At 67.7% G+C, this 26,743-nt stretch carries 20 protein-coding genes; 13 read left to right on the plus strand and 7 right to left on the minus strand.

Annotated features, from left to right (window positions below; all coding sequences use genetic code 11):
* Position 1: 1 nt before the first annotated feature.
* Positions 2–2,152 (minus strand): hydantoinase/oxoprolinase family protein, encoded by a 2,151-nt coding sequence (locus G3580_RS00150; protein WP_173763337.1) that lies wholly within the window; start codon positions 2,150–2,152, stop codon positions 2–4.
* Positions 2,153–2,785: 633 nt separating this feature from the next.
* Here G3580_RS00150 and G3580_RS00155 point away from each other — a divergent pair.
* The 10 genes from G3580_RS00155 (at position 2,786) to G3580_RS00200 (ending at position 15,343) form a co-directional block, all read left to right on the plus strand.
* Entirely contained in the window at positions 2,786–3,817 is a 1,032-nt protein-coding gene (locus G3580_RS00155) for a helix-turn-helix domain-containing protein (RefSeq protein ID WP_173763338.1), read from the plus strand.
* A 288-nt stretch (positions 3,818–4,105) separates the two neighbouring features.
* Positions 4,106–5,710, plus strand: a complete 1,605-nt coding sequence (gene peaA, locus G3580_RS00160; RefSeq protein ID WP_173763339.1) for a quinohemoprotein amine dehydrogenase subunit alpha — start codon at positions 4,106–4,108, stop codon at positions 5,708–5,710.
* A 26-nt stretch (positions 5,711–5,736) separates the two neighbouring features.
* A complete protein-coding gene (gene peaB, locus G3580_RS00165; protein ID WP_173763340.1) occupies positions 5,737–7,179 on the plus strand; it encodes a quinohemoprotein amine dehydrogenase maturation protein in 1,443 nt (480 codons plus the stop codon).
* A complete protein-coding gene (qhpC, locus tag G3580_RS00170; RefSeq protein ID WP_173763341.1) occupies positions 7,176–7,496 on the plus strand; it encodes a quinohemoprotein amine dehydrogenase subunit gamma in 321 nt (106 codons plus the stop codon). Before peaB ends, qhpC begins: the two co-directional genes overlap by 4 nt.
* Positions 7,497–7,543: 47 nt before the next feature.
* Positions 7,544–8,656 carry a quinohemoprotein amine dehydrogenase subunit beta gene (gene peaD / locus G3580_RS00175; RefSeq protein ID WP_173763342.1) on the plus strand — a complete coding sequence of 371 codons (1,113 nt, stop codon included), beginning with the start codon at positions 7,544–7,546 and terminating at the stop codon, positions 8,654–8,656.
* Positions 8,657–8,663: 7 nt separating this feature from the next.
* The gene (locus tag G3580_RS00180; RefSeq protein ID WP_173763343.1) at positions 8,664–10,376 is read left to right on the plus strand and encodes an ABC transporter ATP-binding protein; all 1,713 of its coding nucleotides are present in this window, start codon (positions 8,664–8,666) and stop codon (positions 10,374–10,376) included.
* Positions 10,373–11,023 (plus strand): subtilisin-like serine protease QhpE, encoded by a 651-nt coding sequence (gene qhpE, locus G3580_RS00185; protein WP_173763344.1) that lies wholly within the window; start codon positions 10,373–10,375, stop codon positions 11,021–11,023. Before G3580_RS00180 ends, qhpE begins: the two co-directional genes overlap by 4 nt.
* Positions 11,016–13,175: a cytochrome c biogenesis protein CcsA gene (ccsA, locus tag G3580_RS00190; protein ID WP_173763345.1), complete on the plus strand. Its 2,160-nt coding sequence runs from the start codon at positions 11,016–11,018 to the stop codon at positions 13,173–13,175. The genes qhpE and ccsA overlap by 8 nt, the downstream gene beginning before the upstream one ends.
* Positions 13,172–14,545, plus strand: coding sequence for a flavin-dependent monooxygenase QhpG (gene qhpG, locus G3580_RS00195; RefSeq protein WP_173763346.1), 1,374 nt, complete (start codon positions 13,172–13,174; stop codon positions 14,543–14,545). The genes ccsA and qhpG overlap by 4 nt, the downstream gene beginning before the upstream one ends.
* Before the next feature lie 12 nt (positions 14,546–14,557).
* Entirely contained in the window at positions 14,558–15,343 is a 786-nt protein-coding gene (locus G3580_RS00200; protein WP_217424562.1) for a TorF family putative porin, read from the plus strand.
* Positions 15,344–15,485: 142 nt separating this feature from the next.
* On the opposite strand, the gene G3580_RS00205 is transcribed toward G3580_RS00200, so the two are convergent.
* Positions 15,486–16,388 carry a branched-chain amino acid transaminase gene (locus G3580_RS00205; protein WP_173763347.1) on the minus strand — a complete coding sequence of 301 codons (903 nt, stop codon included), beginning with the start codon at positions 16,386–16,388 and terminating at the stop codon, positions 15,486–15,488.
* Between the two features lie 170 nt (positions 16,389–16,558).
* On the opposite strand from G3580_RS00205, the gene G3580_RS00210 reads away from it, so the two are divergent.
* A complete protein-coding gene (locus tag G3580_RS00210) occupies positions 16,559–17,449 on the plus strand; it encodes a LysR substrate-binding domain-containing protein (RefSeq protein ID WP_173763348.1) in 891 nt (296 codons plus the stop codon).
* Positions 17,450–17,497: 48 nt separating this feature from the next.
* Here the strand turns inward: G3580_RS00210 and G3580_RS00215 are convergent, their stop codons facing one another.
* From G3580_RS00215 to G3580_RS00230, 4 genes are all read right to left on the minus strand, one after another.
* Positions 17,498–18,061 carry a GNAT family N-acetyltransferase gene (locus tag G3580_RS00215; RefSeq protein ID WP_173763349.1) on the minus strand — a complete coding sequence of 188 codons (564 nt, stop codon included), beginning with the start codon at positions 18,059–18,061 and terminating at the stop codon, positions 17,498–17,500.
* Between the two features lie 4 nt (positions 18,062–18,065).
* Positions 18,066–18,995 (minus strand): GNAT family N-acetyltransferase, encoded by a 930-nt coding sequence (locus G3580_RS00220; protein WP_173763350.1) that lies wholly within the window; start codon positions 18,993–18,995, stop codon positions 18,066–18,068.
* The gene (locus G3580_RS00225; protein WP_173763351.1) at positions 18,992–19,954 is read right to left on the minus strand and encodes a polysaccharide deacetylase family protein; all 963 of its coding nucleotides are present in this window, start codon (positions 19,952–19,954) and stop codon (positions 18,992–18,994) included. The genes G3580_RS00220 and G3580_RS00225 overlap by 4 nt, the downstream gene beginning before the upstream one ends.
* A 394-nt stretch (positions 19,955–20,348) precedes the next feature.
* The gene (locus tag G3580_RS00230; RefSeq protein ID WP_173763352.1) at positions 20,349–23,795 is read right to left on the minus strand and encodes a pyruvate carboxylase; all 3,447 of its coding nucleotides are present in this window, start codon (positions 23,793–23,795) and stop codon (positions 20,349–20,351) included.
* Positions 23,796–24,174: 379 nt separating this feature from the next.
* On the opposite strand from G3580_RS00230, the gene G3580_RS00235 reads away from it, so the two are divergent.
* Positions 24,175–24,972 (plus strand): aldolase/citrate lyase family protein, encoded by a 798-nt coding sequence (locus G3580_RS00235; protein WP_173763353.1) that lies wholly within the window; start codon positions 24,175–24,177, stop codon positions 24,970–24,972.
* Positions 24,973–25,036: 64 nt separating this feature from the next.
* Complete coding sequence (locus G3580_RS00240) at positions 25,037–26,149, plus strand: NADH:flavin oxidoreductase/NADH oxidase (RefSeq protein WP_173763354.1); 1,113 nt, start codon at positions 25,037–25,039, stop codon at positions 26,147–26,149.
* Positions 26,150–26,192: 43 nt separating this feature from the next.
* On the opposite strand, the gene G3580_RS00245 is transcribed toward G3580_RS00240, so the two are convergent.
* Positions 26,193–26,705 (minus strand): tellurite resistance TerB family protein, encoded by a 513-nt coding sequence (locus tag G3580_RS00245; protein ID WP_173763355.1) that lies wholly within the window; start codon positions 26,703–26,705, stop codon positions 26,193–26,195.
* Positions 26,706–26,743 lie beyond the last annotated feature (38 nt).

The raw sequence follows: 26,743 nt of genomic DNA on the forward strand, positions 1-26,743 counted from the left end.
CTCACTTCACTTCGCGGAGGTGGAAAAGGCGATGCTTGTCGAGCCGGGTGGCGAAGCCGTCGGGCACGACGAAGGTGGTGGCGTCCGATTCGATGATGGCGGGGCCGGTGATCTCGTTGCCCGGCTTGAGCGCCTCCATCTTCCACAGCACCGCATCGACCCATTGCTTGTTGCGGTAGAAGGGGCGGGTGCCCAGATGGGCTTCCTGCGGCGGGGTCGGGCCGGCTTCCTCGTCCTCGGGCAGCGAGGGCTTCTGCACCGTGACCAGGCCGCGCATGATGGCGCCGGTGACCGAGAAGCCCAGTTCCGGCGAGCGCGCCGAGCTGGCATACACGCGCGAGTAGGTCTCCTCGTAGGCCTCGACCATCTTGTCCCAGTCCGCGGCGGTGGCGGCGCCGGTGACCGGCGAGTCGATCTCCAGGTCGTTGAGCTGGCCCATGTACTGCATGCGGTAGCCCGGGCGCAGGATCACGTCCTCCGGCTTGAAGCCGTTGATGACGAATTCCTCCACCACCTTGGCGGCCAGTTCCTCCCACGCGGCCTGGAGGGTCTGGCTGGCGGCGACCTTCTCTTCGTCGCTGCCGTGCTGGGCCACGGCCACGTCCACGCTCTTGTCGTAGCGGTACTCGAAGTCGGCGCAGGCGCAGCCGAAGGCCGAGAAGCCCGCCGCCCAGGCCGGCACGATCACGTCCTTGAAGCCGGCGCCCTCGGTGTAGCCGTAGGTGTGCACCGGGCCGGCGCCACCGTAGGAGAAGCACACGAAGTCGGCCGCGTTGTAGCCCTTGGCGCTGATGTTGGCGCGCAGGTAGTCACGCAGCTGCAGGTCGAGCAGCTCGATCACGCCGGCGGCGGCGTCTTCCACCGACAGGCCGAGCGGGTCGGCGAGTTGTTCCTTGATGTGCTGACGGGCGCGGTCCACGTCCAGGGTGATGGCACCGCCGAGGAAGTTGTCCGGATTCAGGTAGCCGAGCACCACGTGGCAGTCGGACACCGACACCGTGTCGAGCCCGCTTTCCGGCCAGCAGGTGCCGACCCGGTAGCCGGCCGAATCCGGCCCCAGCTTGATGCCGCCGCTGTACGGGTCGATGCGCACGAAGCTGCCCGCGCCCGCGCCCACCGAGTCCATCGCCACCAGCGGCAACGACAGCACCAGCCGCGCCATGTCCGGGTCGGAGTGGATGGAGAAGCTGCCCTTGGTGATCAGCGCCATGTCGAAGGAGGTGCCGCCGATGTCGGAGCAGGCGATGTTCTCGTAGCCCAGGGTCTCGCCCAGCAGCTTGGAGCCGATCACCCCGCCGATGGGGCCGGAGACGATGGTGCGCGCCAGCTCCTTGGCCTTCCAGCTGATGGTGCCGCCGTGGGTGGCCATCACCCGCAGGTCGAACTTGGCGCCATGCTTCTTGAAGCGGTCGGAGACCTTCTTCAGCGTCTGGCGCGAGGGCTCGGCCGCATAGGCTTCGAGCACCGTGGTGTTCATGCGGTGGCTCTCCTTGCGCGAGGGGTAGTAGTCCACCGAGGCGAACACCGGGATGTCCACGCCCAGGGCCGCCAGTTCCTCGCGGCACACGTCGCGGGCGCGCTTCTCGCTGGTCTCGTTCTTGTGCGACTGGAGCAGGCAGATCACGATCGCCTGGGCGCCGGCCTCGACCAGCTCGCGGGTGGCCTGGCGCACCTCGTGCTCGCGCAGCGGGATCACCACCTGGCCCTGCACGTCGGTGCGCTCGGTGACGCCTCGGGTGCGCGCCAGCGGCACCAGCGGCTCGTCGTAGCGGTGGGTGTTCAGGTGGATGCGGTCTTCCAGCGCGTAGCCCAGGTAGCTCTGGATCGCCCGGCCCATGGAATGGACCTGCTCGAAGCCCTTGTTGCACATCAGGCCCACGTCCAGGCCCTTGCGCTGCACCACCCGGTTGAGCATGGCGGTGCCCGAATACACGCAGGTGACCAGCTCCGGATAGACCTGGTCCACGGTGCGGGCCCAGTGGGCCAGCGCGTCCTCGGAGGAGTTGAAGATGGCGAGCGATTCGTCCGCCGGGTTGCTCTGCGCCTTGCCGACCACGAAGCGGCCGTCTTCACGCACGAAGAAGGTGTCGGTCATCGTGCCGCCGGCATCGATGCCCATCACCTCCACACGGGATGCGGTTTGAACTTCCATGAGTGTCTCCGTTCCTTGTTGTCGATGGCGGCGCACGGTGTCGCGCCGCACCGACCGTCCAGTGGCAAGCGTCATGCCGGAACGGAAATGCTGCGATGCATTTGGCTCGCAGAACGCGACCCGAATGGAAGTCAGGGCGATGTGCGTTGCGCCGCAACGATGTTGTGCGATCTTGAAAAAACGGCGCGAAAGACAATGAACGTCTGGAAATCAAACGCTTTCGTCAGGGCTTGGCGCGTGTCGTCGGGGGGTGATTCAACGCCGGCGGCCGGCGCTGGCAACGTGTCGTCGAGACACGGGGGACGGCGGGCAGCGCACGATGGCGCTCCGCAGCGGGCGTCGGTCCGCCGAAACGCCCGCCTGGCGGGCGAGAGCGCAATTAAGCGTGACCACACGGGCAAGGATAGGTTTCCCGCGGCGGGGATTCGGGCTATCAAAAAACGGCCTGATCTGAAGGCGCGGCCGGCCCGGATGCTTGTTGTGAGTGCACCGTTTGGCTATTGTGAAACTGCTTTTTCACATAAAAGCGACGCTCCTGAAAAGAAATAATTCCAATTAAATACATATATAAGGCGGGCTCGATGTGATGACCTCCCGCCGCAGCCTCAGGAGCGGGAAAGGAGGCCGTTGTTCATGACAGAGAAGGCAGCAAAAGGGGCATCCGAAAATTACCCGGAGGATATGGCGCGCCATGCCCGGATTCTGACCCGGGATCCGTGCGAACACGCCGCGAGCCTGCCGGCGTGGTCACAGGAATATCTGCAATTGACGCCCGGTCTGTTCGAAGGCGAGATATCCGAAGCCACGTTTGGGCCGGTGCAGGTTTTTCGCGAAACCATCGCGCAGTGCGTCGACGAGAAAGCCAATCCCAGGAAAAACAGCTACACGCTGGGTGTGCCGATCCGCGTGGAACCGGATGGGCTGTGGCAGGGCCGTGAATTGGTCCCCGATTCGCTCATGTCACTGCGGCCCAACGAGGAACTGCATTTCCGGACGCCGCCCTATTCGAGCATTCTGGTGACGGTGATCGACTGCCATGCGCTCGAGGCCTTTGCCGACGAGGTCGAGCAGTCCGATGTGGACGTGCTGATGACACGCCCCCATGCGGAGCAGATCCGGCCGGCAGACGCCGAGGCCTTTCGCGGGACTCTTGCCCGTACGCTCGAGATGGCCCTCGCGTCGCCCGAGGCGCTTCGCTATCCGGCGGTGCGTGATTCACTGAGTGAAACGGTCATGAGTGCCGCGCTCGGGGCCCTGGAGGGTGAGAGGGCATCGGCGCGCCGATGCGTGTCCGGACAGCTGGTCCAGCGTGCGATCGTGGAGCGCGCGCGCGGCTACGTGCTGGCGAATCGCGGCCGTGCCATCAGCGTCGGGGAGTTATGCACCTACCTCAAAATGAGCCGGCGCGGCGTGCATCATGCCTTCATGAACGTGCTTGGCATCAATGCCGTCAGCTTTCTCAGATACGTCCGGCTGCACGGGGTCCGGAAAGATCTGCTGGCTGCCGAGCCGGAACAGACGGTGTCTTCGATCGCCTTCAGCTGGGGCTTCTGGCACATGGGTATGTTCGCCACCTATTACAGACAGTTGTTCGGAGAGACGCCCTCGACCACGCTCAAGAAACGTATGCATCGTCACGCCCGGATGCGGGAGCCGGTGAGTTGATCCGAAATCGATTGGGAAGATATCGGTTTTAATTATTCGTATCCAATCAACAAAAAGCCGCGATTCAATCGAATCGCGGCTTTTTGTTTTCTTCTCCAGGTTCCCGGATGCCGTTTCAGTGTGGCCGTTATTTGATAACCGGGCCTTTTGGACGGCCGATTCTTGATAACGGAACGGCCGCGGTCATTTTTATAGTGATTGACGCCGGCCAATATTAATCGGCTTGAAAGAATCCTGTCTTGCAACGGCAAGCGCGGGGTTGTCCGCAACCAACGGGAGAGGTCCCTAATGGGAAAAACAGTATATGCCAATGCGCTCGCGCGCAGCCTGTTGATCACCGCAGGCATCGCGTCGTCGACGTTTTCGTCCGGTGCGCTGTCCGCACCGTCCGGTGAAACTCTGGTCAATAGCAAATGTACGGCGTGTCATGCGCCCAAGGCCGATGGCCAGCTCGACCGCATCAGCGATTCGCGTCGCACCCCGGAAGGCTGGGACATGACGGTGGCCCGCATGGGCTATGCCCATGGCGTCAAGCTGACGCGGGAGGAGCGCGGCGCGATCGTCAAGTACCTGTCCGATAACTACGGCCTGGCGCCGGAGGAGACGGAGCACTACCGCTACATCATCGACCGCACGCCCAGCGTGGTCGAGCACGCGGAAAACCAGCTGGTCTTCGATACCTGTGCCCGCTGTCACTCCTACGGGCGCATCGCCGTGCAGCGGCGCACCGAGGACGACTGGCGCAAGCTGGTGCATTTCCACCTCGGTCAGTTCCCGGCGATCGAGATTCAGGCCGGCGGCCGGGACCGGAACTGGTTCGAGATCGCCACCGGGGACGTGGCCCGGACGCTGGGCAACATCTACAGCTACGAGTCCGCGGCCTGGAGCAAATGGAAAGCCATGAAGGCGGCCGATGCCAGCGGCCAGTGGCGCGTGGTGGGCCGCAAGCCGGGACGTGGCGACTACCAGGGTGAAGCGCGCATCGAGCGCAGCGGCGACGATCGCTATCGCATCGAGATGACCCTGCACTACGCGGATGGCAAGACCGAGACATCCTCGGGCAACGCCATCGTCTACACCGGCCACGAGTGGCGGGGGACGGTCCAGCAGGGCGGGCGCGAGATCAACCAGATCTTCAACCTGCTCGATGGCGGCAAGGCGCTCACCGGGCGCTGGTTCGAGACCGACAACGACGCCATCGGCGGCACCCTGCGCGCCGTTCGCATGGGCGATGCCCCTGCGGTGCTGTCGATCACGCCGACCGCGGTACGCGCCGGCTCGTCCGGACGCCTGACGGTCAACGGCGTGGGGCTCGGCGGTGACGTCGATCTGGGCGGTGTGAAGGTGACCAAGGTCGTCAAGCGCAGCGCCGACCAGGTGGTGGTCGACTACGTGGCGCCGGCCTCGCTGGGCACGGGTGAAGTCGCCGTGAAGATCGGCGGCACGTCCGCGCCGATGCCGCTGGCCACCTACGCCCGCATCGACCATGTGAAGGTCACGCCCGAGCATCCCATGGCCCGTGTCGGCGGCAACGGCGGGTCGATGCCCAAGGTGCCGGCGCAGCTCGAAGCGGTGGCCTTCGCCAACGGTCCGGACGGCAAGCCCGATACCGACGACGACGTTCGCCTCGGTGTGATGCCGGCGAAGTGGTCGGTGGCCAACCTGAATCCGGTGGCCGCGAAGATGCGCGACACCGAATTCGCCGGGCACATCACCCAGGACGGCCTGTTCGTTCCGAACGGCGCGGGCCCGAATCCGAAGCGCAAGTTCGGCACCAACAACGCCGGCGAGCTGAAGGTGACGGCCACCGTCCGCGATGGCGACCGCGATGTGAGCGGCTCGGCCGCGCTGATCGTCACGGTCCAGCGCTTCAACGATCCCCCGATCCGCTGATCACCCCATTTCAAGGAGAGAGGCTCATGAGTGAATCAAGCGCCCTCTATGTGGACAGCCACGCCTATCACGACTTCGTCGTCAAGGATCGACACGTGATGCTTCACGTGCCGAGCAGCGGCATCTTCGATCTGGACGGCCTGACCGGCTCGATCGTCGATTACCTGCGTGGCAAGGAACAGGTCACCTACGACGAAATCCGGCGCACGTTCGCGTCCGCGCCGGAGCCGGGGCGGCTGGCCGAGTCCATCGAGGATCTCAAATCGCTGGGTGTATTGAGCGAGCACTTCCCGACGCGCGACCTGGGTGCCCAGGTCAGCGTCACGGAGTTCCCGCTGAGCACCATCGTCATCAACGTGAATACCGGCTGCAACCTCAGCTGTACGTATTGCTACAAGGAGGATCTGACCACCCCCGCCAAGGGGGAGAAGATGGACCTGGACAAGGCGCGCAAGAGCATCGATCTGCTGCTGGCGGAAGGGGCGAAGCGGGACCGCCTGAACGTGGTCTTCTTCGGCGGCGAGCCGCTGACGAACATGCCGCTGATCCGGGCGGTGACCGACTATGCCGAGCTGCGGTGTGCGGCCGGAGGCAAGGGGCTGGACCTGTCCCTGACGACGAACGCCACCATGCTGACCGAAGAGATCATCGATTTCTTCGACGCCCACCGCTTCGGCATCTCGATCAGCATGGACGGCCCCCAGGCCGTTCATGACGCCCGGCGCAAGACCATCGGCGGCAAGGGGACCTACGAGGTGGTGGCGGCCAAGTCGCGCATGCTGCTCGAGCGCTACCGGTCGCGGCCGGTGGGTGCGCGGGTGACGCTCACCGCGGGGTATTCCGACGTGGCGGCGATTCATCGCCACCTGAAGGACGAGATCGGCTTTGCCGAGGTCGGCTTCGCGCCGGTGACGAGCAACCCGATCACCACCTTCAACCTCGTCGGCGACGAGTTGCGCGCGGTGTTCGACGCCATGAAGGCCCTCGGGCGCGAGTATGTGGCGGCGGCCCTCGAGAACCGGAACATCGGCTTCTCGAACATGCACCAGATGCTCTCCGACCTGTACGAGGGGCGCAAGAAGGCCCTGCCCTGCGGGGCGGGAATCGGCCTGCTCGCGGTGGACCACGAAGGCAAGCTCAACCTGTGCCATCGCTTCACCGGGTCGGAACTGCCCACCTTCGGCGACGTGGACTCGGGCATCGACAAGCCCCGCCTCGGCGAATTCCTCGACCAGGCGCTGGACCGGAGCGAACGCGGCTGCAGTACCTGCCGGATCCGCAACCTGTGTTCCGGCGGCTGCTACCACGAGTCCTACGCCAACTTCAGCGACCCCCACTCACCCGTCTATCACTACTGCGAATTGCTCAGGGAATGGGTCGATTTCGGGATCGAGGCCTACCTCGAGATCCTCGAGAAGAACCCCGCCTTCCTTCAGCGGCATGTTGCCAACAGGAGCTCAGAGTTATGAAACGAATGAAAGCGTTGAACAAGAAAGCGCACCAGATCGGGTCCTCGACGGACCAGGGTGCCATCGACCAGGTGGTCGCCATGTCGGCCTCGGTGGCCGGCTGTGCCACGACCTTCGACCCGGGCTGGGAGCTGGACCCGTTCCTCGGCGTGGCCGGGCTGTGCCAGCCCATGGAAGCGGATCTGTACGGATGTTCCGACCCGTGCTGGTGGCCGGCGCAGGTGCCCGACACGCTGCACAGCTACACCGACTGGAACGAGGGCCGGGACGACGCGGCCCGCGACTGGAAGGCCCTGAAAAGTGTGTTCCCGAAGTGATGCAACGGGAACTTTCAAGCGTTTTCACCCGGAGGAAACCATCCATCATGGCTAATACCGTGTTTCGTATCGCGCGTCGCGCGCTGATCGCCGCGACCTCGATTCTCGCGTTGCATTCGACCGGCGCGCTGGCGGCGAAGGACTACATCGTCACCGCCGCGCGCCCGAACCTGATCTTCGTGGCCGATGCCAAGGCGCGCAAGGTCGTGCGCTCCTTCGAGATCCCCAATACGTCGATGGGCAACAGCCCGCAGGCGCTGGTGGTGTCCAAGGACGGCAAGGTCGGCTACGTCATCCACAACCGCTGGGAGACGATCTCCGGCATCGATCTGGACAACGGCAAGGAAGTGTTCCGCGCCGAGCTGTCGGGGGGCGACATTCGCGGCAAGGCGCCGTTCGCCATCGACCTGAGCCCGGACGGCAAGGAGCTGGCGGTGTTCGTCAATCCGACCCAGCTGTTGCCCGGCGAGTACAAGTCGCTCGATCCGTACATCGCCATCTACCGCACCGATGCCGGCGTGGGCGCCCAGCCGGAGCGCAAGCTGAAGACGCCGCGGCGGGTCTCGTCGCTCATCTACTCGGCCAAGGGCGACATCCTGTACGTCTATAGCTGGGACATGCTCAAGCTCGATCCGAAGACCGGCGAAGTCAAGGGCAAGCATCCGTGGCGCGACTGGAAACGCAAGGATCGCGGCGAGCCGGACACCCTGGCGATCTGGCCGCAGTGGGAGCAGAGCAACATCTTCGCCACGCCGTTCTACGTGGCCGACACCACCCGCGACACCAGCGATTTCTCGACCTATCGGGCGGGGATCTGGTCGCTGGACCTGGAGACCGACCAGGTGAAGTTCACCGAATTCGAGGACGCCTCGGTGGTGCTGTTCTCCACCGCGGTCAACCCGGTCCGGCGCAACGAAACCTACACGGTCTACACCCAGCTGACCAAGGTGGACCTGGACACCGGGAAGATGCAACGGGTCGATCTGGACCACACGTATTACGACGTGAACGTGTCCAGCGATGGCTCCGAGCTCTACATCGGCGGCACCCAGGGCGACATCGCGGTCTATGACAGCAAGACCCTGAAGCGGCTCGGCAACATCCGTACCCCGAGCGGCGGCGACCAGGTGTTGTCGTCCCTGCGCATGTTCACCCGCTGAGCGACGCATGAGCACCGATACCCTGGGCATGGCCACGGGCGGGCAGGCAATCGCCGTGCCCGCACCGGCCGACATGGCGGATCGCGGTCTGCGGGCATGGATCACATCCTGCCTGCGCCCGGAGTATCCGGCGCTCATCCTCATCTTGTTCCTGTCGGTGGTCGCGGTGCTGGCGGGGCTGGCCCAGCCCTACCTCACCAAGGCCCTGATCGACGGCGGCATCCTCGCCGGCGATCGCGACACCATCGTCCTGGTCGGCGCGGGCATGGTGGGGCTGTCCCTGGCCTCGCTCGGCGTCGGCCTGGCCTGTCGCCGGGTGCATGTGGCGGTGTCGGCGCGGGTGCTTCATCGCCTCCGCGAAGACCTGTTCGCCCATGTGCTGACCCTGCCGCCGGCCTTCTTTTCCCGGATCCGCCAGGGCGATCTGCTGACGCGCCTCGAAGGCGATCTGGGCGAGGTGCAACGGTTTGCCGTCGATGCCCTGCTCTCGGCGGTGAGCGCGGTGCTCACCCTGATCGGTACCGTGATCGTGCTCAGTACCCTGAGCGTCAAGCTGGCGCTGTTCCTCGGCGGGCTCATCGCCCTCAACAGCCTCGCGCTTGCCTGGGTACGGCCGCGCATCGAGGTGTTGTCCAGACGGGTGCGCGACGCGGGCGTGGACATGTCCAGCTTCCTGGTCGAGCGCGTGGGCAAGGTGCGCTGCGTGCAGACCCATCTGGCCGAGACGCGCGAACTGACGCAGCTCCAGGGCCTGCATCAGGTGCTGCGCCGGCGCATGATCGACGCCCAGCTGTTCGGTTATCTCGGTGGCGCCATTCCCAACCTGGTGTTGTCGCTGGCGGTCATCGGCATCTTCGTGTTCGGGGCGCTGGCCATGCTCGGCGGCGAGGCGCTCACGCTCGGCACCCTGGTGGCGTTCGCCACCTACGTCCAGCGGGCCAGTGCCCCGGTGCACAGCCTGATGGGCATCTACATGCAGTGGCAGCGGGTCAAGGTCGGCCTCGCACGGGTCGATGCCCTGCGCGCGGTGGCCGCGACCGCGCCGGGCGGTGGCGACGCCTTCCGCCCTGGGGACATCGTCATCCGCGGCCTCACGCATGCCTATCCCGACGCCGCGGCACCGGTGCTCGACGGCGTCGACTGCCGCATTGCGCGCGGCGCCAAGGTCTGGCTGCGCGGGCCGTCGGGCTGCGGCAAGTCCACCCTCATCGATCTGCTCCATCGCCAGCTGGCCTGCCAGTCGGGCGAGATCACCATCGGCGGGCGGGCCATCGACACGATCGAGCTGGCCGCCTTGCGTGCCCAGGTGGTGGTGGTGTCCCAGCAGACCGAGCTGTTCGCCTGTTCCCTCCTCGACAACATCCGCTATGGCCGGCCATCGGCCGGCGCGGCGGACGTGCAGGCCGTGGTCGAGGCCTCGGGGGTGGGCCGCTTTGCCGCGCGTCTGCCCCAGGGGCTGGACACCGTGGTGGGCACCAGCGGCACCACCCTGTCCGGTGGCGAACGCCAGCGCGTGGCCCTGGCGCGGGCGTTGTTGATGGCGCCGGCGGTGCTGATCGTGGACGAGGGCACGTCCTCGTTCGACGAGGCGCTCGAGCTCGATGCGCTGCGGGCCATCGACGCCCTGCTGCCCACCGCGACCCGCATCATCGTCAGCCATCGTCCGCTCGATCCCGAGGCGTTCGATCAGGTCATCGACATCGACCGGAGCGCCGCATGAAGCCGCGCATCCGGGTGGGGTTGATCGATGGCGCGGTGGCCGGCGAGGCGGCGCCGGCGGTGGTCGAGAGCCGTCGTTTCAACGGCCTCGACGCCGCCGACGGGGACCACGGCGGCCTGGTCGCGCAGTGCGTGCTCGAGCACTGCGCCGAGGCCGAGCTGATCGTCGCGCAGGTGTTCGACCGTCGCCGGGTGGCGCCGGTCGCCGCCATCGTCGATGCCATCGACTGGCTCGTCGAGCGCGACGTGGCGATCATCAACATGAGTTTCGGCATGGCCCACGAGACCCCGCTCATGGCGGCGATGTGCCGGTATGCCGCGGGCTGCGGAGCCACGCTCGTCGCGGCCGCGCCCGCGCACGGGCCGGCCGCGTTTCCGGCGCGGCTGGACGCCTGCCTCGCGGTGACCGGCGACGCGCGCTGCCAGCGCGGCGAGATCGCCTATCTGGGCACCGCCAACAGCGATTTCGGCACCCATCCCTTCGTGCGCCCGGGGCAGCCGCAGGCGGGCGGCGGGGCGAGCATCGCCACCGCCCGCATGAGCGGCCTGGTGGCGGCCCGGGTCGCCGCGGGGGTGCCCGCGTCCCGACTCCGTCAGACCCTCATCGGGGCAGCGCGACATGTGGGCCCGGAGGTGCGTCATGGCTAGTCGCCTCTTCGCCCTGTCGCTGGCCCTGTGCGCGATCACGCTGGCGCTCGTGCCGGCGCTGGGCAATGCCGTGCTCGTGGCGACGGCCCTGCTCGTGGTCGCCGCCTGCCGGCGGCCCGGCCAGCGCGACCGCTGGCTCGCGCTGGCCACCGGACTGGTCTGGGGCGCCCTGGCCGCCCTGGCGTTCGCCTTGCTGACCGACAACTTCGCACTGCGCTACGTGTGGATCTACAGCGGCGCCGAGCTGCCGGCGTATCTCAAGTTTGCCAACCTGTGGGGCGGTGACGAAGGCACCACCTTGCTGCTCGCGGCGGTGCTCCTGGCGCTGGCGCGCCGGCCGGCGGCACGCACCGCGCCCGGCCAGGCGACTGCCTGGCTGGCGGCCTGGTATCTGGCGGTCGCCGCATGGCTGGGGCCCTTTGCCGCCACCCCGGCCGACTGGCTGGCGCAGAAAGCGGCGCAGGGCATGAACGCCCATCTGATGGAGATCTGGATGGTCCTGCATGCGCCGCTGGTGCTCCTGGCCTATGCCTGGACCCTGGCCCTGTGCGCGCCGGCGCTCGATGCCCTGGCCGGGCGCCTCAAGCGCTGGCCGGCCGGGGCCTTGCACGACGCCCGGCGCGCCTGGGCGCTGCTGACCGCCGGCATCGGCTTCGGCATGATCTGGGCCTTCGAGGATGCGATGTACGGCCAGTTCTGGCATTGGGACCCGGTGCAGACGGCGGTGTTCGCGGTGTGGTGCGCCCTCGGCGCCCACCTGCATGGCGCGCGCGGCTGGTCGGCCCGCGCGGGGGCCTGGCGCTGGGTGCCGGTGTGGGCGTTGCTGGCGGCCGTGTTCACCGTGGCGGCCATGGCGGTGACGCGCAACGAGACCCTGGCCAGTTCCCATCGCTATATCGGGACCACCTCCTGGCGTGCCCATGGCCTCACCCTGGTGGCGTTGATCGTCGCCGGTGCGCTGGCGGCGTGGCGGGGCCGGGCACCGGCTGAGCCGACCGCCGCGCGGCCGCGCGCGGCCCCGCTCAACGCGCTCGCGCTGCGGCTGACCCAGCTGTGCTTCGTGGTGCTCGCCGTCTGTGCCGCGGCCTATCTGGCCTGGGCCTTCACCGCCAGCGCCCTCGGCCTGCCCCGGCCGGATCATCTGCGCCCGTTCTTCGAAACCCTGAACAACTGGGCCAACAGGACCGAGATACCGCAGCTGCGCGCCGCCTTCGCCCAGTGGGACATGGACGGCTACGGCGCCGCCCGCGGACTGATATGGCCGCTGGCCTGCCTGGGCGTGGTCGGCGGCTGGTTCTTCATGCGCCGCATCGCGCCGCTGGCCGGCTGGCTCTCGCTGCCCCCGGTGCTGCTCGCGGGCACCTGGGTGTTCCTGACCGGCGGGCCGCTCACCGAGGGCTATCGTGGTACCGGCGTGCTGTCCCAGTCCATCGTCCACCTCCTGCCGGGGCTCGACGTGTGCCTCGTGGCCGGTGCGTATCTGGCCATCGCCTGTGCGCTGTGGGCGCTCGGCCGGGCATGGAAGACCCCGTCCTCGGCCGGCTACGTGCTGCCGCTCGGCCTGGTGCATGTGGGGGCCATCCTCGCCCTCTGGGGCGGGCTGATGGCCACCGCGCTCAACGGCTATTCCCAGCACCGGATCGAAGTGGGCGAGGACTGGGTGCACGGCTATCGCGGCTATCAGCTGCGCATCACGGAGGTGGCGGTGGAACGGGGGGACGACGGCGGTGCCCGGGTCTCGCCGTCCCCCTACCGGGCGGCCGCCACCATCGAGGTGAAGCGCCCGGGCCGGCCGCGGGTGAGCGGCCAGGCGCTGTACCGCGACAGCCGCTCGGCGCTGGAGAACTACAGCGGCCCGGTGCGCCAGATCTGCGAAATCCTCGACTACCGCTACTCGCGCTACGCCTCGGTGCCCGGCTATGTGCTGCATCCGTTCATCGAGCACGGCTGGGGCCGCGACGTGCAGCTGTGGGTGAATCCGGCCGCCATCGTCGCCGGGCTGGGCGATGCGGGTGCGTCGCGTGAGGTGGTGGCGGTGCTGCGGATCTTCCCGTTCGCGTCGTGGCTGTGGATCGGCCTCACGCTGATGGCGCTGGCCAGCCTCTGGCTGGGATTCCTGCCGCCACGCAAAGCCAAGGAGCCTGTCGCATGAAATCGTCGCCGGTGATCGTTCTGGGCGCGGGTCCCGCCGCGAGCCTGTTGGCCATGGCCCTGGGCCGAAGCGGTATCGATGCCACCGTGATCGGGATGCCCCGCCGGGAGAGCGCGGTGGAGGGGTTGTCGCAGCGGGTGGTGGAGGCCCTGCAGCAGTTCGGCTGCGAGCACGCCTTGCGCCTGCTCGGGCCGCGCTGGTTGCGGGTGTCCCGATGGGGCGGCGAGGAATCGTCGATGAACGGCGAGTTCGTCGTCGAGCGGCGGGCCTTCGATCAAGCCCTGCTGCGCGACGCCGGCGACCATGGCGTGCGCCAGGTGGCGGGGCAGGTGCGCCGGGTACGCAAGGACGACGACGGCCGCGGCAGGGTGGTCGGCTGGACCGAAGCGGACGGTACCGAACAGACGGCGCGGGCGGCGCTGGTGGTGGAATGCCGTGGCCACACCGCGCCCAAAGGCGGCCCCGACCGCCATGCCGGCCGCCCCCTGGTGGCCATCAGCCGGACCTTTCAGGGCGCCCGCGCGCAGGCGCGCACGACGCTGACCGAATCCTTCCCGATGGGCTGGGCCTGGGGCGGGGTGGACCCGACCGGCACCGCCTGCATCCAGGTGGTAGTCCTGCCCGAGCTGGTCACCCGGTGCCGGGGCGATCTGGATGCGGTCCATGACGCCTGCCTGTCGCAGCTGACGCTGATCGGCGAGCGCCTCGGTCGGCGCCTGAGCCCGATCGGCACGGCCCGCGCACGGGGCATCCGCCCAGCGCTGCGCGATCGCTGTTTCGCCCCCGACTACCTGCGGGTGGGCGATGCCTGCTACACCAGCGATCCGCTCTCCGGACATGGTGTGTTCGAGGCGGCCTCGGGGGCCCTGGCCGCCGCGCCGGCCATCAACACCTTGCTCAACCACCCGGCCGAGGTGGCCACCGCCATCGACTATCTGGACGAGCGGGTCCGCACGGTTTACAGCGCGCGCATGAGCGCCGCCCGCGAGCACTACCGGGCCGAGAGCGCCTGGGCCGAGGCCCCGTTCTGGCGTTGCATGCATGCCATGAGCGTGCCCCAGGCGGCCGACGAGCTGGCGCCGGAGGCGCCGATGCGGCTGGTGGACAAGGGGGTGGTCGAGCATGGACGCATCGTGTCCCGTCCGGTCCTCGTGAGCCCGGCCTATCCGCGCGGCGTGCGTTTCGTGGGGGCGGTCGATCTGGGCGAGCTGATCGAAACCACCCGCCGGCAGCCGGGCCTGAGCGTCGACGACCTGAGCCGCGCCCTGCGCTTGCCCGCCGACGAGGTGAGCCGGGCGTGCGCCTTCATCCACCGTATTCGGCAAGCAGACCCTGCCGACACTCGAGAAGCAAACTCACGACATTCCTAAGGAGACAAACCAGTGAATCCAAGACGCAGCCAATTTGCCCTGATCGCCCTGCTGCTGGGGGCCTCGGCACCGGTCGGCCACGCCGTGGCGGGGGACATGACCGACCGTTTTTCGGTGACGACCAACGTCGGGCTGTTTTCCCAGTACATCTTCCGCGGCATCAGCTACACGCAGGAAAATCCGGCGGTGCAGGGGGGTGTGGACATCGCCCACGACAGCGGCCTCTACCTCGGCATCTGGGGCACCAACGTGAGCGATGCCGCCCTGAACAACGCGGCCGGTGAAATCGACGTGTATGGCGGCTACGCCGGTCAGGTGGGCGATTTCGGCTACGACGTCGGCTTCCTGCAGTTCCTCTTCCCGGGGGGCGAGATCAACGGCACCAGCGAGAGCTACAACACCCTGGAGCTGTATGCCGGCCTCAGCTGGGGCCCGATCGGCCTGAAGTACTCCCACACCGTGTCGGATTACTTCGGCTTCAACAACGACACCTTCGGCCAGGGGCGTGGCGGCTCGAGCGGCTCGAACTACATCGAGGCCAACTTCAACCACGAATTCCTGCCCGGCTGGTCGGTCAGCGCGCACGTGGGCCGCCAGCACGTCGAGGAATACAGCGAATACAGCTTCAACGACTGGAAGGTGGGCGTGGTGCGCCAGTTCGGCAGCGGCTGGGAGGCCGGGGTGGCCTGGGTCGACACCAGCGCGGATTCCGATCTGTACACCGTCTGTGACGACAACAGCCACTGCAAGGACACCGGCAAGGGCAAGTGGCTGGTGCATGTGAAGCGAAGCTTCTGAGCCCGCGGGCCGGGTTTCTCCTCGCCGCCGAAGGGCGGTGACTCCTAGCGCTGGATCTTGATTCCGAAAGCGGTGTGTCTCGTCCGGTGTTTCGCCCCGATCGCGTTGCGGTCGGGGCTTTTTTCGTGTGCGTCCCGTGCCCTCACGCCGCCACACGCGCCGCCGGGGCGGTGATCGAGGCCCGGAAATCCGACATCAGCTGCCGTGTCACCGGGCCGACCGGCCATTCGCGGGTGCCCGCGTCGGTGAGCAGCGCCACCACCGGCTGCAACTCCACCGAGGTGCCGGCGGTGAAGACCTCGTCGGCCGCGCGCAAGGTGTCGAGGCTCACGCGGCGCTCCTCCACCGTCAGGCCGCGCTGGCGGGCCAGCGCCATCACGTGGCGCTTGGTGATGCCGTCGAGGAAGCCCGTGGCGGTCGGCGTGATCAGGCGGCCGTCGTGCACCAGCAGCAGGTTGGTCGCGGTGGTCTCGGCCACATGGCCGTCGCTGTCGAGCAGCAGGGCGTCGTCGCAGCCGGCGGCCATGGCCTGGTGGCGGGCGAGGGTGCCGATCATGTACAGGCCCGAGCACTTGGCGGCGGTGGGAGCGGTGTCGGGCCGGGGGCGGCGCCAGGTGGACAGGTGCAGGCGGATGCCTTTGTCCGCCTCGCCGCGGGCCGCGGCGGTGGGCCAGTGCCAGGCGGCGATGGCCACGTGGATGCGGGCCTGTGGCGAGGCGATCGACACGCTCTCGGTGCCGCGCCAGGCGATGGGGCGGATGTAGGCGTCGGCCAGCCCGTTGGCGTCGAGCACCGCTTCGATGGCCTCGCTGAGCTGGTCGTGGGTCCACGGCAGATGGAAGTCGAGCAGGGATGCCGAGCGGGCGAGGCGTTCCAGATGCGGGGTGTTGAGGAACACCCGGCCGCCGTAGGCGCGCATGCCCTCGAAGACCGCGCCGCCCATGTGCAGGGCGTGGGTGAGCACATGCAGGCGCGCATCGCGCCAGGGGATGAGTGCGCCATCGAGCCAGATGTGGCCGTCGCGGTCGTCGAGCGGGATGAACATGGGGCGGGCCCGTCAGGTCGATTGAGAAGTCATCGAGTCTGCCAAGCCCCGCCGCGAAGCACGAGTGAGCAGTTTTCAGATCGGGTTGAGTTTTGTTCCACCGAGCGAAGGCGGCGATGCGGTTTAATGGGCGTCTTCGCCCATGCGTTCGTTCAGGAGGGGCTCGACCCATGCGCATTCCGGTTCCGCTCAACGCCCTGCGCGCCTTCGAGGCGGCGGCCCGCCACCTGTCGATCAAGGGCGCGGCCGTGGAGCTGGCGGTGACCCCCTCGGCGGTGAGCCATCAGCTGCGTGCCCTCGAGGACCTGCTCGGCGTCGAGCTGTTGCGGCGGGTGGGCACGCGCCTCGAGCTGACCGAGGCCGGCCGCCGCCTCGCCCCGGACCTGGAGGCCGGTTTCGGCCGCATCGCCGAGGCGGTGGCCGCGCTGCGCGATGCACGCCTGGCCGGGCCGCTGCGGCTGAACATGCTGCCCACCTTCGCCACCAACTGGCTCTCGCCCCGGCTGAGCCGCTATCCCTTCGACCGCCAGGGCTTCTCGCTCGAGATCTCCACCACCCAGGACGGCGCCGACCTGCTCGCCGGTGCCGCCGATGCCGGCATCTGGTTCGGCCACGGCGACTGGCCGGGCCTGCTGTCCGAACGCCTCTTCGAGGCCACCATCGACCTGTACGCGCAGCCTGGCTTCGCGGCAGGCGCACGCAAGGCGCGTCTCGCGACGGTACGCCGGGCCAACCTGTTCGTCTCCTGCCACTGCCTGACCTGGCGCCGATGGCTGGACAGCGTGCCGGGCGGGCCGCTGGACCCGGCCCTGGTGACCCATGTGGACTCCAGCGGCCTGACCCTGCAGGCCGCCGCCGACGGTGCCGGGGTGGCCATCGCGGTGTGCGAGCTGGCCGATCACGCGGTGCGCCAGGGGCGGCTCGCGTCGGTGTTCGCGCACCCCATCGACGCCGGTGCCGGCTTCTATCTGGTGTATCCCGAGGCCCTGTGCGAGGACCGCCGCCTCGGCAACCTGCGCCGCTGGCTGCACGAGCAGCTGCGCGGCGCGACGGCGGCGTGACGGTGCAGGGGCGGCGGCCGGCTCAGATCGAGGCACCGCCCGAGTGGTCTATCCGCGGGTGCGGAAGCGCAGGCGCAGCGGGCGTTTCCGACGCAGCGGATTGATTTCGACGACAAGCGCAATACGTGTCCACCCGGCGCGCTCGAAGGCGCGCAGGGACGGTGTGTTGGAATGCCAGACGCGGGCGTAGGCCTGGTGAAATCCCTTCGACAGGAGTTGGGCGTGGGAGGCGGCAATGAGCGTGGTCGCGACGCCTCGGCCCCGGGCGGCAGGGGTGGTGATGATCTGGACGAGCTTGGCTTCACCGGTGTCGAGTGGCCAGAAGTTCCGCGTGCGGTATCGATCGCCGTACCAGTAGATGCAGATACCCGCGAGACGGTCGTCGGCGAAACCGCCGTAGGCGAGCGCCTGGTCACCGAGATAGGGCAACTGTGCCCGGATCACCTCGTCATCGCAGGATTCGACCGCCGAGCGTTCCAGCAAGCGCACGTCGTCGGTGGTCGCCAGGGCATCGTGAGCCCGGTCCGGGCTGCGATAGATGTAGTACGCGGCATACTCGCCGAGCAGAAGGCGTGCTCCGGCTTTCAGGAGCTCCTTGGGCGTCGGGCGCATCAGCTCATTTAAACCGGATCAGACGCTTGATGCGGGCTTTCAGCCCGAGCTTGTCCAGCGTGTTGCCGAGCCAGTTGGAAAAACGGTTCATCAGATGATGCGAACGGACCACGGCGGCGTTGCGCAATGACGCCCGTACCATGAACACATGGGCGCGCAGCATCTGGTGGGTGGAGAACAGGCGCTTGTGGTCCGACTGACCTTCGGTGAAATCGAAGGCCTTGAAACCGCCTTCGGCAAACAGGGATTCGAGCGCCAGCCACTGCAGGACGGTACCCACCGAGTGCTTCATGTACCCGGGGTCGTAGCCCAGATAGGCGTAGATGAGGACATCGTTTTCGATGGGGCAGTAGAGGTAGGACACCGGCCGATCGCCGTCGAAAAGGATGTAGGCGCGCACGGTGCCGTTGGCGGCACGCGCCTCGGCCTCGCGGATGTAGTCCTCCGAGTCCGGTAGCCCCGCGTCGAGCAATCGTTCCTGATAACTCACCGCGGAGACTTCACGTGCCAGCCGGAAGAATTCGCGCATCTGCGCCGGCTCACGGTAGATCTTCCAGGGAATCTCGCCCCCGCAATGTTCGGCGTACTTGCGGATCTTGCGTTTGATCGTGGAGCGGGTCTTGGAAGAGAACTTCTCCTGGTAGCGCTCGAATCCGAGGGTCAGGTCGATGTAACAATGCTCGTATTGCAGCGGGACGTAACGCAGATAGTCGCCGGTTCGCGTGAGGGGCGGCAGGCGCTCCTCGAGGGGCAGGGCGCGGATCATGAACCCCTCGCTTCCGGGCAGGCGTTCGGCGTCGGGCGGTAGCGACGCCGGGATCGGCGCGCCCAGCAGGGTGGCGGATCGGCACTGCAGGGGCAGCGCACAGCTGAACAATGTCCAGTCGCTCAACTGGTACTTGAAGGGGACGTGTCGCAATTCCCAGGGGGTCATGAGTACTTCCTGCGATAGGCCTGTTCGAGAATACGTCTGCCTGTCTTCATAAACGAGGTTCTGAGCGGTGCGGGTTGCGTGTCGACGATGTGCGGCGCCAGATCCTTGAAGCCGCAGGTCCGGAAGCTGTCGCGGTGGCGCTCGAAGAAGCGGCACAGCTTTTCGAGTCGGGCGATGACGACCGGATCGGGCGCCGTCTTGCCCGGATTCAGCAGTTCGAAATTGTGGGACAGGATCACGAAGGACTTGCGTCCCGCCTCGAGCGATTGCCACAGCAGGGATTCCAGTTCGCCGAACGAGCAGGACGTCAGCTGCGTGTGGCGTGGCGAGCCGAGGCCATCGGTGAACACCGTCATCGGGTACTCGACGACGTTCTCGCATTCGACCGGTTCGATCAACTGCTCACCCGGCCGGACACCGCTGGCCGGCCCGAACATGGTGGCGTTGTAACTGCTGTCGAAGCGGATGCCGTTCGTGGCGAGCGCGCGCAAGGTATCGAGGTTGAAACCGAAGCTCCCGGCGCGGAACGCCTCGATACCGGACGCTCCCGCCTCGGCGAGCATGGCGGCGCCGGCACGGATGAGCTCGGTCTGTTCTTCCAGCGTGTAGTGGAAGAGGTGCTGGCGCTTCGTCGAGGTGTCCGCAATCAGCGGTTTGATGGATTCGTCGACCCACTCGGTATGCATATGGAGCTGGACGTCCTGCCCCTGGTCCTGAATCAGGCCGACGATGTCGGCGAGCGGTTGTGGGCCGAAGCGGGTGGAGAAGAGCGGTTCGACGAAGCAGGTGCCCAGTACGCCGTGATCCGCGAGCATCTGGAGCTGGAAGGGCAGGCCGTAGTCGCCCCGGGAGGTGGGGCCGAGGATGTATTTGCGGTAGGCCTCGGGGAACTTGCGGTCGATGTCGGTCCATCCGTCGCACCAGATTTCCACATCGATGGTGAAGAAGACGTCGAGCATGTCGTGTCAGGTCCGCAGTGGCACGAGTGTCGCGCAGGCGTGCATCGTGCCAGGCGCTTCATGGCTTTGCCACGGCGTCACGGACAGTGCGTTGGCGCCTGACGCATGAAAGCGGCTGCGCAGGGACGTGGGTGATGACAACAGTGTGGTTCCCGAGGCTGGTCGACACCGCGTCTGTCAATGACGGGCGCAAGAAATGGAAGGCATGATACTGCTTCCGATTCGCCGCGGATGCGAACTTGTTGGGACTGGCGGCCATTTACCGGTCCCATGATCCGAGTCATCCCCGGCGAGCTTCGAGCTTACGCGAGTTGCATGACACGCGTGGAACGCGGGCGTGGCCAGGGCTTCGAGCACGGACCTCCGCGACCCGGCGTTCCGCGCGGCCGCTCCCTTACCCCAGCTCCACCAGCAACTCCTTGGCCTGCACGGTCTCGCCCGGCTTCACATGCACGGCGGCGACGGTGCCGTCGTCCGGGGCGGTGAGCAGGGTTTCCATCTTCATGGCTTCGAGCGAGAGCAGCGCGTCGCCCTTCTTGACCTTCTGGCCGGGCTTGACCGAGACGGTGGCGATCATGCCCGGCATGGGGGCGCCGACCTGCTTCGGGTCACCGTCCTTGGCCAGCGGCCGGGCGGTGCCGGTGCCCTGGATGCCGGCCTTGGCCACGCGCACCGCGCGCGGCTGGCCGTTGAGCTCGAAGAAGACCTTGATCTTGCCCTCTTCATCCACGGTGTCGGAGCGGCCGGTCTGGCGGATGACCAGGGTCTTGCCCTTGTCGATGTCCACCGAGATCTCATCCAGGTCCGACAGGCCGTAGAAGAAGGCCGGGGTGGGGATGCGCGCGACGTCGCCGAACTGCTTGCGGTGCTTGGCGAAGTCGGTGAACACCTTCGGGTACATGAGCCAGGAGGCCAGATCGGTGTCGGTGACCTGACGCTCGATGGCGGTCTCTGCCTTGGCGCGGGCGGCTTCCAGATCCACCTCCGCCAGAGTGGCGCCCACGCGCCCTTCGACCGGCTTGCCGCCGCGCAGGATCTTGGCTTCCAGGTCCTTGGGGAAGCCGTCGGCCGGGAAGCCCAGTTCGCCACGGAACAGCTGCACCACGGATTCGGGGAAGTCGATCTCGCGCGCCGGGTTGCGCACATCGGCCGGGGTGAGGTCGTTGGCCACCATGAACAGGGCCATGTCGCCCACCACCTTGGAGGTGGGGGTGACCTTCACGATGTCGCCGAAGAGCTGGTTCACATCCGCATAGGCGCGGGAGACTTCCGGCCAGCGGTGCTCCAGCCCGATGGCGCGGGCCTGCTCGCGCAGGTTGGTGTACTGCCCGCCGGGCATCTCGTGGTTGTAGACGTCGGAGGTGCCGGCGCGCATGTCGGCCTCGAAGGGGCTGTACTGGCGGCGCACGCCCTCCCAGTAGTGGGAGAGGCGCTGCATGGCGTCCAGGTCGAGGCCCGGGTCGCGCTCGGCACCGGCCAGCGCGGCCGCGATGGAGCCGAGGTTGGGCTGGGAGGTCATGCCGCTCATGGCATCGAGCGCGCCATCGACCGCATCGCAGCCGGCCTCGATGGCCGCCAGCACCGAGGCGGCGGAGATGCCGCTGGTGTCATGGGTGTGGAAGTGGATGGGCAGGCCGACCTCCTGCTTGAGCGCCGTCACCAGTTCTTTCGCGGCGCGCGGCTTGCACACCCCGGCCATGTCCTTGATGCCCAGCACATGGGCGCCGGCCTTTTCCAACTCCTTGGCGAGATTCACGTAGTAGGCGAGGTCGTACTTGCTGCGCTTGGGGTCGTGCAGGTCGCCGGTGTAGCAGATGGCCGCCTCGCACAGGCCGCCGGACTCGATCACCGCATCCATGGCCACGCGCATGTTCTCCACCCAGTTGAGCGAGTCGAACACGCGGAAGATGTCGATGCCGTTCTCCGCCGCCTGCTGCACGAAGTATCGCACCACGTTGTCCGGGTAGTTGGTGTAGCCCACCGCGTTGGAGGCGCGCAGCAGCATCTGGAAGGGGATGTTGGGCACCGCTTCGCGCAGGCGGGCGAGGCGGTCCCACGGGTCTTCCTTCAAGAAGCGCATGGCCACGTCGAAGGTGGCGCCGCCCCAGCATTCCATGGAGAACAGCCCCGGCAGCATGCGCGCATAGTGCGGCGCGATGGCCAGCATGTCGTGGCTGCGCATGCGCGTGGCGAACAGCGACTGGTGCGCATCGCGCATGGTGGTGTCGGTGAGCAGCACCTGCTTGCAGTCGCGCATCCACTGGGCGAACCGGGTCGGGCCCATCTCCTTGAGGTAGTCGCGAGTGCCTTTCGGGATCTGGGTGCGCAGGTTCAGCGTCGGCTTGATGGGTTTGGCCAGCGGCAGCGCCGGGGCCACGCGGCCCTTCATCTCCGGGTTGCCGTTGATGGCCACTTCCCCCAGGAAGCGCAGCAATCGGGTGGCCCGGTCGCGGCGCTTCTGGAAGTTGAACAGCTCCGGCGTGGTGTCGATAAAGCGCGTGGTGCACTCGCCCGAACGGAACAGCGGGTGGTCGATCACGTTCTCGAGGAACTGCAGGTTGGTGGACAGCCCCCGCACGCGGAACTCGCGCAGTGCCCGGTCCATGCGCGAGGCCGCTTCATCGGGCGTGTGGCCCCAGGCGGTCACCTTCACCAGCAGGGAGTCGTAGTACGGGGTGATCACCGCGCCCGAGTACGCCGTGCCCGCATCCAGGCGGATGCCGCCACCGGCGGCGGAGCGATAGACCGCGATCTTGCCGTAGTCGGGGGTGAAGTTGTTCTCCGGGTCTTCGGTGGTCACCCGGCACTGCAGAGCGTGGCCGTTGAGGGCGATGTTCTCCTGCGCCGGCAGCAGGTCGTCGGCGCCGATGCGCTTGCCTTCGGTGACGCGGATCTGCGCCTTGACGATGTCCACGCCGGTCACTTCCTCGGTGACCGTGTGCTCCACCTGAATGCGCGGGTTCACTTCGATGAAGTAGAACTGGTCGGTGTCGGCGTCGAACAGGTATTCCACCGTGCCGGCGTGGGAGTAGTGCGCTTCGCGCGCCAGGCGCAGGGCGGATTCGCACAGCTCGGTGCGCTTGGTCTCGTCCATGTACGGCGCCGGGGCGCGTTCGACCACCTTCTGGTTGCGGCGCTGCACCGAGCAGTCGCGCTCGAACAGGTGCACCAGGTTGCCGTGGGTGTCGCCCAGCACCTGCACTTCCACATGGCGGGCGCGGCGGATGAGCTTCTCCAGGTACACCTCGTCATTGCCGAAGGCGGCGGCCGCCTCGCGGCGGGCCACGTCGATCATCGGCGCCAGGTCCGCTTCGGTCTCGATGGCGCGCATGCCGCGGCCACCGCCGCCCCAGCTCGCCTTGAGCATGAGCGGGTAGCCGATCTCGGCGGCCATGCGCTTCACTTCTTCGATGTCATCGGGCAGGGCGCCGGTGGCGGGCACCACCGGCACGCCGGCCTTGATCGCCACCTCGCGCGCCGCCACCTTGTTGCCCAGGGTGCGCATCACGTCGCCCTTGGGGCCGATGAAGGCGATGCCCGCCTTGGCGCAGGCGTCGGCAAACTCCGGGTTCTCGGACAGGAAGCCGTAGCCCGGGTGGATGGCGTCCACCGCGTTCTCTTTGGCGATGCGGATGATGTCGTCGATGTCCAGGTAGGCCTGCAGCGGCTTCTTGCCCGCGCCCACCAGATAGGATTCGTCCGCCTTGAAGCGGTGCAGGGCGAAGCGGTCTTCGTTGGAGAAGATGGCCACGGTGCGCAGCCCCAGTTCGGAGGCCGCGCGCAGCACCCGGATGGCGATCTCGCTGCGGTTGGCCACCAGGAGGCTCTTGATCTGTTTCATGTCGATTCCAGGGCCTGGCGCGCTCGCAGGCGCCCATGGCGGTGTGGATGGAGTGGATGGCAGATGCCGCAAGGGGCATGCCAGATGAACCGGAATGCCTGCCTGCCGCGGGCCTGCCGACGCTACCGCGTGTTGTTGTGGACTGCCGACCGAGCCGATGCCCCCGCCCCCCGCATCGACCCGGCCACCGACGGAAATCTTGCGAGATCCGCTGGCCTAATGGCGTTGTATGGCGTAAATTAACACAAAATCTCGAGATTTAAACCCAGCGCTCCGAGCCTCTGCGACAGCTGTGACGCATTTGCGGCCATCCATGGCACACCATGCGCCCGTGGCCACCGCGATGTCGCCCGGTGTCGACGGCCTTCAGGATACCCGCATGAACCTGCCCACCAACACCTTCAAACAGCGCCTGCTCGCCGGCGAGGCCCAGTACGGTCTGTGGCTCGGCCTGGCGCAGACCATCAGCACCGAGATCTGCGCCGGCGCCGGCTTCGACTGGCTGCTGGTCGACGCCGAGCACGGCCCCAACGACCTGCGCTCCATCCTCGCCCAGCTCCAGGTGATCGAAGCCTACGGCTCGCATCCGGTGGTGCGCCCGCCCCATGGCGACCATGTGCTCATCAAGCAGCTGCTGGAGACCGGCGTGCAGACGCTGATGATCCCCATGGTGGAATCCGCCGAACAGGCCGAGCAGCTGGTGCAGGCCATGCGCTATCCGCCCCACGGCATCCGCGGCGTGGGCAGCGCGCTGGCGCGGGCCTCGCGCTGGGGCCGCATCGGCGACTACATGCAGACCGCCAACGAGCAGATGTGCCTCATCGTCCAGGTCGAGACCCAGGCCGGGCTGGAGAACCTCGACGCGATCCGCCGGGTGGAGGGTGTGGACGGCATCTTCTTCGGCGCCGCCGACCTGGCCGCCTCCTTCGGCTTCCTCGGCGAGGCGGACCACCCCGACATCGTCAACAGGATCGAAGCCGGGCTCGCCCGGGTGAGCGCCGAGGGCAAGTGGGGCGGTGTGCTGTGCGGCGACCGCGCCCTGATCCGCCGCTACGAGGCCGCCGGTGCGCGCTTCGTCGCCGTGGGGGTGGATTCGATGATCCTCTCCGCCGCCACCTCGGCCCTGTGCGCGGAATTCAAGCCGGCATCGGGCCAGGCGGTGTCGGGCAGCTACTGACGCGCGGTTCGCGATAAGCTATCCGGCGACTCGCCCCTTGATCCCGGAGCCGGAGACCCCTCCCGTGAGTGCCCTGTTCGCCCCCATCCGCCTCGGCGCGCTCGCGCTGCCCAACCGCATCGTCGTCGCCCCCATGTGCCAGTACTCGGCCGAGGACGGCCGCGCCACCGACTGGCACCTGATCCACCTGGGCCACCTCGCCCTGTCGGGCGCCGGCCTGCTGATCCTCGAAGCTACCGGGGTGGTCCCCGAGGGCCGCATCACACCGCTCGACCTGGGGCTCTACGACGACGCCACCGAGGCCGCCCTGGCGCGGGTGCTCGACGGCGTGCGCCGCTATTCCGACATGCCCCTGGGCATCCAGCTCGCCCACGCCGGGCGCAAGGCCTCGAGCCGCGCGCCCTGGGACGGCGGTGCGCTGATCCTGCCCGAGGACGGCGGCTGGACCCCCGTGGCGCCCTCGGCGGTGCCCCACGGGGCCGACGAGCCGCCCCCGCAAGCCCTCGACGCCGCCGGCCTCGACCGGGTGCGCCGCGCCTTCGCGCAGGCGGCCGAGCGCAGCGCCCGGCTCGGCCTCGATCTGGTCGAATTGCACGCGGCCCACGGCTACCTGCTGCACCAGTTCCTCTCGCCCCTGGCCAACCGGCGCGAAGACGCCTACGGCGGTTCCCTGGAAAACCGCATGCGCTTTCCGCTCGAAGTTTTCGACGCGGTGCGCGCCGCCTTTCCGGCCGACAAGCCGGTGGGGATCCGCATCTCCGCCAGCGACTGGGTCGCCGGGGGCTGGGACCTCGAGCAGAGCCTCGCCTTCGCCGAGGCGCTCGACGCGCGCGGCTGCGACTTCATCCACGTCTCCAGCGGCGGGCTGGCCACCGCCCAGCAGATTCCGCTCGAACCGGGTTACCAGATCCACTTCGCCGCCGCCATCCGCCAGGCCGTGAAGATGCCCGTGATCGGCGTCGGCCTCATCACCGAACCCGAGCATGCCGAAGCCATCGTCGCCGCAGGCGAGGCCGACCTCGTGGCCCTGGCGCGCGGCATGCTCTACGATCCGCGCTGGCCCTGGCACGCGGCCGCCCGGCTGGGCGCCCAGGTGCATGCACCGAAGCAGTACTGGCGCTGTGAGCCGCACGAAGCGCGCGGCCTGTTCTTCGGCATGCGCGACGGCAAGCGCTGAGGCCGCCCCCACCGGCGCGCGCGCCAGCGGGGGCAACACCCGGTCAGCTCGCCCGGTTGTGACCCGGAAAGCGCCGGGTCTCGTCCCAGGCGTTCAAGGTGGCCATGAGCAGGGCGAGTTCGCCCTCGTCCAGGCGCCCGTCGCTGCGCATCACCGCGTACATGATCTCGAGGGTGCGCTCGCGCAGCGTCGGATCGGTAATCTCGTCCAGCAGATCCTGCACCTGGGTACGTGAGAGCACATAGCCGCCGCCCAGTGCCGGCATGCGGCCCACGTCGGCGCACAGCTCGTAGAGCACGGTGAAGAAGTCCTCCCGCGACAGGCCCAGCTGCGCCAGCCCCCCCTGATCGCACAACACGTCCACCTCGCACGGCGCCATGCGGCCGTTGGCCAGCAGGCTCAGGGCCAGCAGCCGTGCCTGGGCCTGGCCGCTGTCGCGCCCATAGTGACGCAGGGGGCGACGTCGCGGGCGGGCGCGCCGCCGGCCGACCGTCCGGCGTGTCGGGGACGGCTCCTCCGGAGTCGAAAAAGCGTCGAAGTCGTGTGCTGTCAGCATGGTCTGTCTCCTCGGGTCGATGATATGTCCGACGCACT

This window comes from Nitrogeniibacter mangrovi (genome assembly GCF_010983895.1).
Classification (GTDB): domain Bacteria; phylum Pseudomonadota; class Gammaproteobacteria; order Burkholderiales; family Rhodocyclaceae; genus Nitrogeniibacter; species Nitrogeniibacter mangrovi.

Bases quoted from the DNA above. Each gene is read 5' to 3' on its own strand.
- G3580_RS00205 (WP_173763347.1), bottom strand. From the start codon at position 16,388: ATGTTCATCCCGCTCGACGACCGCGACGGCCACATCTGGCTCGATGGC.
- peaB (WP_173763340.1), top strand. From the start codon at position 5,737: ATGAGTGAATCAAGCGCCCTCTATGTGGACAGCCACGCCTATCACGAC.
- ccsA (WP_173763345.1), top strand. From the start codon at position 11,016: ATGGCTAGTCGCCTCTTCGCCCTGTCGCTGGCCCTGTGCGCGATCACG.
- peaD (WP_173763342.1), top strand. From the start codon at position 7,544: ATGGCTAATACCGTGTTTCGTATCGCGCGTCGCGCGCTGATCGCCGCG.
- qhpE (WP_173763344.1), top strand. From the start codon at position 10,373: ATGAAGCCGCGCATCCGGGTGGGGTTGATCGATGGCGCGGTGGCCGGC.
- G3580_RS00210 (WP_173763348.1), top strand. From the start codon at position 16,559: ATGCGCATTCCGGTTCCGCTCAACGCCCTGCGCGCCTTCGAGGCGGCG.
- G3580_RS00215 (WP_173763349.1), bottom strand. From the start codon at position 18,061: ATGCGCCCGACGCCCAAGGAGCTCCTGAAAGCCGGAGCACGCCTTCTG.
- G3580_RS00180 (WP_173763343.1), top strand. From the start codon at position 8,664: ATGAGCACCGATACCCTGGGCATGGCCACGGGCGGGCAGGCAATCGCC.
- qhpC (WP_173763341.1), top strand. From the start codon at position 7,176: ATGAAACGAATGAAAGCGTTGAACAAGAAAGCGCACCAGATCGGGTCC.
- G3580_RS00235 (WP_173763353.1), top strand. From the start codon at position 24,175: ATGAACCTGCCCACCAACACCTTCAAACAGCGCCTGCTCGCCGGCGAG.
- G3580_RS00155 (WP_173763338.1), top strand. From the start codon at position 2,786: ATGACAGAGAAGGCAGCAAAAGGGGCATCCGAAAATTACCCGGAGGAT.
- G3580_RS00245 (WP_173763355.1), bottom strand. From the start codon at position 26,705: ATGCTGACAGCACACGACTTCGACGCTTTTTCGACTCCGGAGGAGCCG.
- qhpG (WP_173763346.1), top strand. From the start codon at position 13,172: ATGAAATCGTCGCCGGTGATCGTTCTGGGCGCGGGTCCCGCCGCGAGC.
- peaA (WP_173763339.1), top strand. From the start codon at position 4,106: ATGGGAAAAACAGTATATGCCAATGCGCTCGCGCGCAGCCTGTTGATC.
- G3580_RS00230 (WP_173763352.1), bottom strand. From the start codon at position 23,795: ATGAAACAGATCAAGAGCCTCCTGGTGGCCAACCGCAGCGAGATCGCC.
- G3580_RS00220 (WP_173763350.1), bottom strand. From the start codon at position 18,995: ATGACCCCCTGGGAATTGCGACACGTCCCCTTCAAGTACCAGTTGAGC.
- G3580_RS00150 (WP_173763337.1), bottom strand. From the start codon at position 2,152: ATGGAAGTTCAAACCGCATCCCGTGTGGAGGTGATGGGCATCGATGCC.
- G3580_RS00225 (WP_173763351.1), bottom strand. From the start codon at position 19,954: ATGCTCGACGTCTTCTTCACCATCGATGTGGAAATCTGGTGCGACGGA.